Annotated in this window: 6 protein-coding genes; all 6 read right to left on the bottom strand. The window is 35.9% G+C overall.

Annotation, left to right across the window (positions count from 1 at the left end; translation table 11 throughout):
- Nucleotide 1: 1 nt before the first annotated feature.
- Genes ACQKOG_RS21590 through ACQKOG_RS21565 form a run of 6 tightly spaced genes read right to left on the bottom strand, consistent with a single transcriptional unit; the run spans nucleotide 2 to nucleotide 12,977 of the window.
- Nucleotides 2-1,039 (bottom strand): methyltransferase, encoded by a 1,038-nt coding sequence (locus ACQKOG_RS21590; protein WP_402873372.1) that lies wholly within the window; start codon nucleotides 1,037-1,039, stop codon nucleotides 2-4.
- Nucleotides 1,040-1,053: 14 nt separating this feature from the next.
- Nucleotides 1,054-1,815: an ABC transporter permease gene (locus ACQKOG_RS21585; RefSeq protein WP_400941074.1), complete on the bottom strand. Its 762-nt coding sequence runs from the start codon at nucleotides 1,813-1,815 to the stop codon at nucleotides 1,054-1,056.
- The gene (locus ACQKOG_RS21580; RefSeq protein ID WP_427448237.1) at nucleotides 1,799-2,557 is read right to left on the bottom strand and encodes an ABC transporter ATP-binding protein; all 759 of its coding nucleotides are present in this window, start codon (nucleotides 2,555-2,557) and stop codon (nucleotides 1,799-1,801) included. Before ACQKOG_RS21580 ends, ACQKOG_RS21585 begins: the two co-directional genes overlap by 17 nt.
- A 15-nt stretch (nucleotides 2,558-2,572) precedes the next feature.
- Complete coding sequence (locus ACQKOG_RS21575; protein ID WP_427448236.1) at nucleotides 2,573-3,541, bottom strand: ABC transporter substrate-binding protein; 969 nt, start codon at nucleotides 3,539-3,541, stop codon at nucleotides 2,573-2,575.
- On the bottom strand, nucleotides 3,538-11,337 hold the full coding sequence (locus ACQKOG_RS21570; protein WP_427448235.1) for an amino acid adenylation domain-containing protein: 7,800 nt from the start codon (nucleotides 11,335-11,337) through the stop codon (nucleotides 3,538-3,540). The genes ACQKOG_RS21575 and ACQKOG_RS21570 overlap by 4 nt, the downstream gene beginning before the upstream one ends.
- Complete coding sequence (locus ACQKOG_RS21565; protein ID WP_370082673.1) at nucleotides 11,334-12,977, bottom strand: (2,3-dihydroxybenzoyl)adenylate synthase; 1,644 nt, start codon at nucleotides 12,975-12,977, stop codon at nucleotides 11,334-11,336. Before ACQKOG_RS21565 ends, ACQKOG_RS21570 begins: the two co-directional genes overlap by 4 nt.
- Nucleotides 12,978-13,009 lie beyond the last annotated feature (32 nt).

Below are 13,009 nucleotides of genomic sequence, written 5' to 3'. Positions count from 1 at the left end.
GTTATAATATTCCCTCCTGATATTCGAAGTCCTTTTTCACAACTTCTATTAGATAGTCATCTTCTTTTAATGAATAAAGTGCTTTGATCGTTAATCCACTTTGATGAAATAGCGCCTCAAATTGGGATTGTGTTCTTTCCTTACCTCCACACATCGTCCAAATATTTAAATCCGTCATATATAAATGCGAGGCATTTCCTTCAATAACCTCTGGTAATAATTTTTCAATTATAGTTAGTGTAGAATTTTCGCCCATACTTTGAGCGATATTACGTAAAATTGTGATTGCTGCTTCATCCTCCCAATCATGGAGGATTCGCGATAAAATATAGAGATCACCCAATTTAGGTACCTCTTGAAAAAAGTCTCCTGCCTGAAATGTACATCGACTGTTGATGCCGTAAAGCTCCAATTTTCCTTCTGCCTTTTGTTGTACATGTTGCAGATCTATTACAATCCCTTGAGCATTGCGGTAAAATTCCAAAAATTTCGCGATTATCTCTCCAGATCCTCCACCAACATCGATAATTTTTTTGATGCAGTACCAATCTTTTTTTTCTGCAAAATATGCTTCTAGTTGAAGCCGTTCACTTGTTTTACTCATCATCTTATTAAACACTTCAAATTTTTCATTTTGCTGTACTTGCGCTTGAAAATAAGACTGTTGTTCTACTAATTGATAAGGGATTTTCTTCGTTTTCATCGCTTCATAAAGCTTCGACCAATAAGGCATTGCCTGTCTGCCTGTGAATAATAAAAAATCCTTTAATGAATCACTTGCTTGTCCTGATAATTTCTCCCCTAAAGGAAGTAATTTAAAATAATTATTTTCTTCCTCCATATATTTCAAAGCTACTAATGGTCGCATAAAACGAAAGAACATTTCTTCGTCAAGCGCTAATTCCTGTGCCAATAACGTTACATGCTTTCGTTCATCGAATAAGGCATCAAATATCCCTAATTCACAAGCTGTATATAGCAAATAAGAAGTAGAAAAGCCTTGAATCGTTGAGCGTATCATACTTTCTTGTATATCCATAGTTAATCTCCTTATTAATTACTGCTGCTATCTGCCATCAATTTATACCATCTACAAATAGTATTTTCTACGATATTAATAAGGGCATATAGCCCTCCTCCTAATAAAGCTAGCCCTATTACACCTGCATACATAGCTAAGTAATCTCTACTATCCATTCGATTTAAAATGTAATAACCTAATCCACTAAATGATGCAAAGGTTTCAGCTATAAATAGGATTGCTAATGCTGTTCCTAATGAAGCTCGCAAGGAAGTCATTACGCTCGGTAAGCAATAGGGTAGTGTCAAATGGCACAGTGTTTGTAGTTTTGTAGCGTTCAATGATTGAATAACTTGTTTCTGAGCATAAGGAATTCCTTTTGCGGCATCACGAATAACTACTACCAATTGAAAATAAAGAACAAAGGCAATTAACATGATTTTTGGGACATCCCCTAATCCAAATAGCACGAGAATAATTGGTAAAAAAACAACCTTTGGGATAGGATAAAGCACATATAATAAAGGACTTAATAAAAGATCTATCTTTTTATTCCACCCCATAAGTAAACCTGTAGGAATCGCGAAAAAGAGAGCACAGATTATACCGATACCTACTCGATAACTACTTATAAAAAAATGCTGTGTTAATTCACCACTAGTTACTACTGTTAAAAATGATTGTCCCGCTTCAAAAGGTGTAGGTAAAAAAGCTTTATTCAATGAGATGCTAGATAGATGCCATAATAAAATAATAATAATGGTAGCGATGACTATACTATATGTCTTCTTCACACGGCTCTCCCTTTAGTAATTGTTTAATTCGTTGTTGTTGACGATACATGAAAGCAGGATTACGTCGCTCCTCTATCTGATAATCATTCTCAATGGTGCCTGCAATTGTTTTTCCATTAGCGTGAAAGACGACGATGCGATCGCTCATCATCAACGCTTCATCAATGTTATGTGTCACAAATAGTAGCGTTAAATTTCTTTCATGACGTATTCTCTGCAATGTTAGTATTAATTGCTCCTTCGTTAAAATATCTAACGCTGAAAATGGCTCGTCCATTAACAAAACTTTTGGCTTTTGGATTAAAGCTCTCCCTATTGCAACCCTTTGCTGCTGTCCCCCGGATAGTTGAAAAGGATAACTGTACTGCTGATTGTGAATATTCAATTGTGATAAAATAAATTGTGTCTCTTTTTCCCGTTCTTGCTTAGGTCGTTTGGCAAGCTTTAAAGGGAGAGCTATATTATCTTTCACACTTTTCCATGGGAACAGGCCGTAATTTTGAAAAATAATCGCTATCTCCTGCTGTGGTCCTTTCAATTCTTTTCCATCAAAATAAACGGTTCCATTACTCGGTTTTTCCAAACCAGCTACAATTTTTAATAAAGAGGATTTCCCACTACCAGAAACACCAACAATAGCTACACATTCACCAGAAGATATTTGAAGGTTAATGTTTTGCAGGACATTAACCGTACCTGAGGCTGTCTTGTACGCTAAGTCAACATGCTGAATTCTATACACGACATATCCCCCTTTTTATTGTTCTTCCAATGACGTTTCTACTAGATCTTCATATGGAAAAGCTTTGTCCAATAGTCCTCTAGAAACTAACCAATCAGATATACGCTCGACATTTTCTTGTGCTGGCACACAATTAGGAGTAAAAACTGGAACTGCATAATGCCCTTTTAATATTTCCGGTACGTTTGCCACTTTTAGAGCAAGTTCAAAGTATTTTTCTGGGTGCTGATTTAACTGTTTAATCGCTTCGTTGTAAGCTCTTAGGAAGTTTTCAATCACAGCTCTATTTTCTGTTATGTTTTTTTGTGTCATAACGATGACTGATTGGGAAAAGTTCTCTCCAAGTGTTGTATCATCAATGACAATATTTGCACCTTGTGCAACAGCATAGCTTGCCAATGGCTCAGGTAATATAGCTGCTTGCGCTTCTTTTCCAGCTAATACTGTATCTACACGTAATGAAAGATTCGGAAGATGAATTTTCGTTATTTCAGAAGAATCTAGTTTCAAATGCCGTTCATATTGCTCCATTAAATAATCCATCATTGTATTCTCAGAGATCATGACAGATTGCCCTACTAGCTGCTTCGGTTCAACAATAGAGCTATGTGGAGAAGAAACGACTAAAAATCTTCCTTCCTTCTCCATCGCACCTAATGCTAATGCAATCGTTTTAACATCAATGCCCCCCTTTTTTATTAAATTTTGAACGATCATATCAGTCATCATGCCATCTAGCTCACCAGCCTCCATCGCCTTCGATTGATCAGAGGCACTGCCAAACTCTATAAGCTCAACATCGGCACCATATTTTTGGAAAAGCTGATCCTTCTCTGCAACATAAAGAGGCAGACTATCATCGATACGCAACACACCTATTTTTAGTGAAGAATGCTTGGTCATTTTTGTATCTTCACTACACCCACTTATGAAGGCCAAAATGACAATCATAAAAATTATTCGAGAAAGGTGATATTGTCTCATAGAGCACCTTCCTCCATAGTGACACTGTTTTCCTCAACGAATGCTGCTAGTTGTTCAAGACGTGAATGAGTGAATAATGTTTGAATAGAAAGCGCTATATTAAATTTCTCCTTTATTTTTCCGATGATTTGAATGGCCATTAAAGAATTACCTCCACATGCGAAGAAATCATCATCAATTCCAGGATATGAATAAGACAATATTTCTTCCCAAATTTTCGCTATTTCTTTTTGCATCTCTGTAAAAGGCTCTCTATATTCAGATGACTCCTCTTGCTCTAGAGGTAACTGTTGTAAAAATTTACGGTTAACTTTTCCGTTCTCTGACAGTGGCATTTTATCAATATATTTGTACACAGTAGGTAACAAATAATTAGGTAATTTTTGTGCCAATAAATTTTTGGTTTGTTCAATAGTTAGACCATTTTGTTCATCTTCTAATACTACATATGCCACTAATATTGTTGCTCCATTACGTTTATGAACAATTGTTGCCGCTTCCTTCACAGTAGGCAATTTAGCTAGGTGATAATCTATTTCACCTATTTCAACCCTATAGCCATTTAGTTTAATTTGTGAATCTGCTCTCCCTAAAAATTCAATATTGCCATCAGGTAAATATCGCCCTAGATCTCCTGTATCATATAGACGTTCTTTTGTAATTGGGTGAAGTAAAAATTGGTCATTTGTCCGCTCTTCATTTTTCCAATACCCCATGGCAAGTCCTAATCCTCCGATATACAATTTCCCTGGTACATTCACAGGACAAGCTGCCATTTGATCATTTAGTATATAGTAATATTGATTGGCTAAAGGTTTGCCATAAGGTATGCTCTTCCAATCCCTATTTACTGTTTGTATATCGAAACTATTTGACCATATAGACGCCTCCGTCGCACCACCTAATCCCAATATTCGAGTCTTTGGCGCAATTTCCCAAACATCTGTAGGCAAGCTTAATGAAATCCAGTCACCACTCAATAACACAGCCCTTAGTGTTGGATACTGAGCAGACTCTATATTCCTACTATATTCTGTTAACATTTGCATAAAGGCCGGCACTGTATTCCAAATGGAGATGTGATGATTTTGTATTAATTTTTTCCAATATGCAGGTTCTTTTACATGCTCAGCTTTTGGTATAACAATTCCACCACCAGCAGCAAGTATGCCAAAAATATCGTATACGGATAAATCAAACGTTAGGTTAGATAACGCAAGAATACGATCCTCCGTACAAACAGCAAGTCGATGATTAATATCTAATACTGTATTTACTGCACCTCTATGATCAATCATGACACCCTTCGGCTTACCAGTAGAACCCGAAGTATAAATGACATACGCTAAATCTGAAGGCAACAAGTCAGGACTATCGACTAGACATTCTTGATGTGCCCATTTAGCATCAACGACCGTCACATGATAATCATTTAGGAAGGGTAGCTGTGTGAGTATATGTGCTTGTGTTACTATGGATTGAACTTCTCCTTCTTTTAAAAGAAATTCCATCCGTTCAATAGGCGTTGTACAATCAATCGGTAAATATGCCTTCCCTGCTTTAATAATCCCCAATGCAGCAACTATTTGTTCCCATCCTTTTTCCATAACAATAGCAACTAATTTCCCTTTAGTACTATCCCGTTCAAGTAATGATTGAGCAGTATGATTTTTTAAATGGCATAGCTGTTGATACGTAATAGTTTTTTCTTCTGAGAACACTGCGATATTAGTAGGATTTTCAGCTATTTGTTTTTCAACAAGACTTAACAACGTCTCATTTGATATTTCTGTGTCCTGCCCTTTAATTTTTCCTACTTGCTCTTGAGATGGTAAACGCACAAGACTTCCAATTCTTTTTTTCCATAAATCTTCCTTCGTAGAAAGCTCTTTTAAAATACTGATGTATGCCTCAAACATGCCAATGACTAAATGCCGTGGGAAAATCTCCTCTATTGCATCCCAGCTTAGCCATAGTTCACCTTTTTGCTCTGAAACTTGATGATCAAGCCAAACTTGAGGAGTTTGAGATAATCCATATACAATATCTCCTAAATAGCCACCCATTGTTGATGCCCCATTATTTTTTTCAAGCCCTAATCCACTCGTAAAGACAAATGGCATCATTATGCCCATTTGACGATTCCACTTTTTAGCTATTGCACGCTCTACATATACACCACCCACATAAGGATGCTCTAAATCCTGCAATAGTTGCTTTTGAACATTTCTAGCACGTTCTAAAAAAGATTCTCCTTTTGACATATCAATAGATAAAAGATTAAGCGATGTAAAGTCACCTATAAGCTGTTCTACATCCGGTTCAAATAGCACACGATGGAAACGAGTAAGATTTATTGTAAATTTTGGTTGACTACTCCATCTTGCTAAAGTTTCAGCATAAGCAGCGATTAACAAGGATGCTGGAGACAAGTTCATTTTGGTAGCTAATTGCTTTAAGGCTAGCCATTGCTGTGAAGATAGTTTCTCTTCATATCTCGTAAACTTACAGTTAGATAAATCTCCTTTATAATCAAGTAGAGGTAAATCTGGTGCAGGGTACATATTATCAATGCGTTGATTCCAATATTGCATATCCTGCTCATACATTTCTGTTTCCCGAATTTTTTCATAAGCCAATATATAATCTCTGAATGTAGTTTGAAGCACTTGTAGTTTTGCAGAAGAATCATCATATAGGCGCTTCCACTCTTTAAATAAATAGAACATACTAAAACCATCAAAAATAATATTGTCAAAACTAATATGTAGTCTTGTTTTATGTTCATTTATAGTCGACATTCGAATATCAAACAAGGGCCACTCACTTGGATTAAATGTTTGATGCTCCATCTCACTTCGCACTATTGTAAGCTGTTCTTTTTGCTGTTCTGTTGAAAGATTTGTAAGATTGTACGATGCAATAGAATAGTACTCTACAAACTCTTGAACCTGTTGGTGTTGTCCATCATTTAAAATGACGGCCCTCATCATATCATGATGTTGTATGAGACGATTCCATATTTGTTCCACTCTTACATGATTTAGAGCTGGGCAATCCATTTCAAAATAGCAGTGAGTGGATACATCACCGTATGCATAAATACCACTACGACCTAGCCAATATGCTTGTTGAACTTCTGTTAATGGAAATGGCTCGAAACGATCCCGCTCATTAGGCACTATAGTTGGTAGCTTTTTCTCCGTTTCTTCGTTTGTCTTTTGTAGCACTAATTCCTCTAATAACAGTGCCATCTGTTGAAAAACAGGCTGATTGAAGATTGCTTCTAAGCTAATTTTGACAGCAAATTGCTCTTTTATTTTTGCACTAAGCTGAGTAGCTAATAATGAATCCCCGCCTAGCTCAAAGTAATGATCACGTATGCCAATTGCATCTACCCCTAATACTTCGGTCCATATTTCTGCTAACCTTATTTCGATTGGGGTTGCTGGTGCAATAAATTCTTTTGTAGCTAAATTGACTTGCTCAATTTCAGGGATTGGTAATGCTGCTCGATTCACTTTGCCATTGGCCGTAATAGGTAACTCCTCTAATGGAATAATTACATGAGGAATCATATAACTTGGTAATCGTTTTTCTAAATAATGTTTAAGTGGCTCTAGCTGGAATTCTGAAAATGATTGTCTTTCAACTTGAGCTACAAATAAATACTGAGTAAAGGCTGTATCAATAGACTGAAGCGTAATATTTGTGAAGCCCTCTTCTTTAAAAATAGAGAGCCAACGATCTTCCGATAGTAATGGAAGACATGTCTTTTCCCGTTCATCCTTATAATGTGTAAAACCATCTTCTAAAAATGCTGTACTGACTAATTGCAGAGGATTATTCTCCGTCATTTCTAAATTAACAAATAGCCCACCATGCTTTAATAACTTCTTTAAATCTTTAAGTGAATTTCTAATATGGACTGCTCTATGCAAAGAGTGCGACGCCACAATCAAATCATATTCACCATCTATAAAACCTTGAGAAATTGGACATTTATTTATATCAAGTACTTTTAAATGGATATTGGGCTGTAAACCTACTATTTTTTGAACACGATTTATAAAGTAGTTGGACTCATCTGTAGCAGTATAATGAATCTCATCTTTTGAAAAAGTCTCTGCTAGAATACGAAGTGTGTTCGTATGACGCACCCCAACCTCTAATATTTTGAGTGGTGCTTGGCGTTCTGTTCGATTACTTAAAACTGTTTGAATCAGAGTCGCTATTAAATCCTGCTGTTTTTTTCCATCAGACATGTTTTCAGTCAATTGTTCTAAAGGATGTATGTTATGATGAAGCAATAATTCTAAAGGCTCTAGTTCACCCGTTAAAAGTGCATAGCTTTTTTCAAAAAAGTCAGAAACAAACGCCCTTATATATGTTGTTTGCATTTTCTCTAAACTACTAAACTGTTCTTCACTATTAACGATTAAGCATTGTTTATTATGAATAGTAGATCCTTCACAAGAAACTAAATTGTTTTTTTCCAAAAAACTAAACCATTGATATATTAAACTTTGATATCTGCTGTTAATTTTTTCTCGCTCTATTATTTTTAAAATATTGTAACGAACATCTTTTTCTAGCGGAAATCCTAATTTGGAAATTATTTTACTAATCATCTCCATAGTAAGATATTCACAATAATCCTTTAACGACCGATAACGATTTTCATTCTCATTGTAAGTTTTAGTAAAATCCCCATTCTCTTTTAATTGAACAATATAAGACCAATCAATCATTGGTTTATTATATTTAATAGTTTGTACTTGCTCTTTTTCAGAACTACTTACAATATAAGCGGCTAAATATTGGTTTTCCTCTCCTCTGACCGTGACAGCAGCATCCTCAACTATTTCATAACTTCTAATGGCACTTTCGATTTCACCTAATTCAATACGGTGACCCCGTACCTTTACCTGTGAATCATTTCTTCCTAAAAACTCGATAAGGCCGTTGTTCCAAAATCGACCGATATCCCCTGTCTTATACCAACGAATACCTTTCTCTTCAATAAAGCGTTCAGTAGTTAATTGTGGCTCTCCTACGTATCCTTTGGCTACACCGGCACCTCCTATCCACAACTCTCCTGCTTTCCAACTCGGACAGTCTTCCCCATTTGTATCAATAATTCTATAAAACTGATTTTTCAGGGATCTTCCATAAGGGATTGAACGCCAACTTGCTGGTATTGGATGATTGACATGATAATAATTGGACCAAATTGCCGCTTCTGTCGCACCGCCCATTGCTACTAATAGCCCTTTCGGTGCTACTTTTAACAGTCTCTCAGGAATATCTAAACTAATCCAATCTCCTGACAACATCACAATACGTAAATTTTGACAAATCATTTTTACGCTTTCGGCTTCTATTAATAACATCTTCAATAAAGCAGGTACTGAATTCCATAATGTAATACGGTAATTACATATTAACTTTAACCAAATATCTGCGTTTCGAGCCGTATCGTCTGATATAAGGACAAGGCTACCACCAACACTTAAAAGACCAAATATATCATATATAGATAAATCAAAATCTAATGATGATAATGCTAGAATACGATCTTCTTTGCTAATATCATATTTTTTATTAATATCTGCAATTGTATTCCAAGCAGCCTTATGACTAATTTCTACACCTTTTGGTTCTCCCGTTGAACCTGATGTGAAAATAATATAAGCAGAACGGTTTACATCTACTTTAGGAAACTTCACATGACCAAATTGATGTATCTGTTCCATCATAATAACTTGTACTTGTTCAATATCTTGGTACTTTTCTTCGTAGGAGGCCGTTGTTAGAATAAAAGAAACATTTGCCTTCTCAATAATTTTTTTATAACGTTCAATAGGCTGTGTCACATGTACAGGAACATAACAGCCTCCAATAGCTAGTACTCCTAAAATCGCTTGTATTTGCTCTAATCCTCTTGGCAATGAAATAGCTACTCGATCACCTTGTTTAAAACCATTATGTAACAGGGCCGCAGCAACCTTTTCCGCTTGTAATGACAGCGTCTCATAACTAACTTCTTTATGACTTATACCATCTATAAGCGCTATAACTTGTGGTTGTTGCTTTGCTTTTTCGAAGAAAGACGTGTGCAAGCCTTGAGCATGATCTTCTATTGTGGCATTATCAATTAATTGACGTCTTACTTCTTGTGCTTTTGTTTCGATAGCTGGCTGTTGAAGCCAATGCTGTTCATCTTCAATTAACCAATCAATAGTTTTGATAAACAGTTCAAACATGTCATCCAACAAACCCGAAGGGAATAATTCATCTAAACCATCCCAAATACATAACAAACCATCATCCATATCAAACATTTGGAAATCCAACCAAACTTGTGGCGTTTGTGAAATCATATAATGAATAGTACCAAATGCATCTTTAAACTCCTCATTTATTAGTGGTACGCCTAAATTACATGAAAAAACTATCGGAGCAAACACTTTTTCATCTGGGAAATACTTAGCCATATCCCGTTGAATTTTCACACCTGAATAAGCGGTATAGTTTAAATCTTGATGAAGTTGCTGTTGTAAACTTTTCGTAAATGCTAAAAAATGTTGTCGATTTTCACTATCGACTTCCAATAATAGTAGCGTAGTAAAATCAGCTACAACTTGCTCTATCTCTTCAGACAAAGTATCTCGGTTAAACAATGGAATATTAATAATAAAACGAGATTCTCTGCTCCATTTACTTAATGTATAGGCATAAGCTGCTAACAATACCATTGCAGGTGTGACGTTATGGTGTGAGGCAGTCAATTTAAGCTTACTCCAAGATTGTTCTTCTAAAAAATGCTCCCTTCTTGTAAATTTAGGGGTGTGTTGTATCAACTCAGCATTGTTTGATAACGGTAGTTTTGGACCTAATGGCAAAGTAGTTAACCTGTTTTTCCAATAAGCCTCTGCGTAGCTTTCTTCATTGGCAATTGCTAGTGCTTTATCATGTAGATATTTTGCAAAGTTCCAATTTTCAGGTGCCTTCGGTTTTTGCTGTCTAGAATAAGCTGCCGCTAAATCTCTTAAAATAATTTGGAAACTTTGAACATCAGCTACAAGTAAGTCTATATCGAAATGGAGACGAGTTTTACCATTTGGTAATAGAGATAGCTGTAAGCAAGTTACTTCCCCTTGATCAATTGCCAATAGCCGGTGTGAGGTATTAGCGCGAATAGTTTCTAGCTTTTTGCTAATCTCGACTTGCGAGCAAGTTGTAAAATCGTGGACATCAATAGTTGTAAAAGGTGATTCTTTTAAAATTTGCTGTTGACCATCTTCTGTATATTTGACACGGAGCATAGGATGATGCTGAATTATTAATGCCCATGCTGCTTTAAGCCGCTCTATATCAATATTCCGCCCATCAATTTCCATATAACCATGACAGCCATTTCCACCTAAATATTGACCGCTTTGTCGTCCAACCCAATAAGCATACTGTACATCTGTTAATGGAAAAGGTTCATACATATTAGCTACTGTCTTATCTTGATTTTCTAATAGTTCGTTATCATTATTAATTGTATATACATAATCTCTATTTATTATTTTATTCCAAGCACTTAAATACGGCTCGGATATTAATTCTTTAAAGGTAATTGTTACCCCAACTTTTTTTAGTTTGCCAACTAATTTCATCACTTGTAAGGAGTTTAAGCCTAATTCTAATAAATTTTGATCCTCATGTATTTCTTTCTGTATACCGAGTAGATGATTGACTTCCAACGCTAGACTTTGGATATTATCTAGATCATTCTTTAATCTCAATACTTTGACGCCTCTCTTTCTATAGTAATCTGTTTTAATTTGTTCTTATCAACCTTCCCTACATTTATAAATGGTAACCGCTCTACATATATGATTTGATCTGGAAGTTTATATTGAGCAACGCCTAGTTGGATTAGAAAACTACATATCTCATCTCGTTCAATTCTTTGTCCATCCGTAACTAAAAATGCACAAATGTTCTCTCCTAACACTTTATCTGGCAAACCGATAACAGCTACATCTTTAATAATTGGATGTGCTCGTAGAAAGCTTTCGATTTCAGAGGGTATAATATTTTCACCTGCACGATTAATTTGTTCCCTTACTCTACCAACGATTTGTATATTCCCCTCTGGTGTTATACGTGCTTTATCACCAGTACGTAAAAAATAATTTATTGTGAAAATATCAGCATTTAAAGCAGGTGCTTGATAGTAACCCCCAAATGTATACGGTCCTTTTGCCACCAATTCCCCAAGCTCACCTTGAGGAACTTCTCTTCCTAGCTCATCTATAATCTTTATTTCATCACCTAAAGAAATTGCTCGCCCTTGACAGCTCGTAACAGTTTCTATAGGATCATTTAATGCTGTGAAGCAAGTTATTCCTTCCCCTAATCCATATCCTTGTTGTATTTTACATTGAAATTTATCCATAAAATGAACAGCTGTTTTTTGCTCTATGTGAGCAGCACCAATTAAAACAACCTCTAAACTCGACATATCCAATTCTTCATACCATTCAAAAGCTTCTAACCATAAGCTAGCTATTGTTGGTACAATTGAGGTATGTGTCACACGTTCCTTTTCTATTTCTTGAAATGCTTCATCAAAGCTAGAAGTTTGACATAATACCACTTTGCCTCCTGTAAAAAGAGTGCCTAATATGCCTGGAGAGCATAACGGATAATCATGTGAAATAGATAGTACTGCCATGTATACAGTTTCAGGAGTAATCCCACATTTTTCAGCAGAGGCTAGTGCATTGTAAGCATACGCCTCATGGATTTTCGGAATAATTTTCGGAATACCTGTAGTGCCACCAGACAATAAATATAACGCAGTATCTCTATAATGTGGTAAATCACTAACCACTAATGAATAGCTACTTTCTTTAAGCTGATCTAATGTTACATGTGTAAAAGTTGCTGGCCACTGTACGGTAGATTTACCAACCGTCACAATATATCGAATACTTTTATGCAGAGGGATGATTTGTGCAGCCATGCACTCATACTGAATACCAAGATGAGCGTTGCAACATATATAAGCTATTGGCTGTACCATCTTTGCGATTGTATCAATTTCTATTTCTCTATGAGAAGGTAACATCAGAACAGGCTGCACACCTATTTTTAGTAGACTAAATAATACAGTAATAAACTCAATTGTATTTGGTAATTGTAATAAAACCCGATCACCCTGCCGCCAACCTAATGACAAAAAGCCTGTCGATAATTGCTCAATTTCTTGAAGCAATTCTTGATAAGTTAGGCGTCGATTTCCTTCCACAACTGCTATGTTATGAGGAAATTGTTCAGCGATAATTTCTAGCTCCTCCATTAATGTTTTCTTTCTTAAGAAACCCAATTGCTCATATCGTTCAACCTCATGTAAATACCAATCCATTTGTGAAGACATGCTTTTCGCTCCCATCCTCTCATCTACAAAAT

The sequence above is a fragment of the Lysinibacillus sp. NPDC093216 genome (assembly GCF_050280325.1).
Taxonomy (GTDB): domain Bacteria; phylum Bacillota; class Bacilli; order Bacillales_A; family Planococcaceae; genus Lysinibacillus.
Note: the sequence above shows the minus strand (reverse complement) of the source record. Positions and strands in the feature narration are given on the sequence as shown.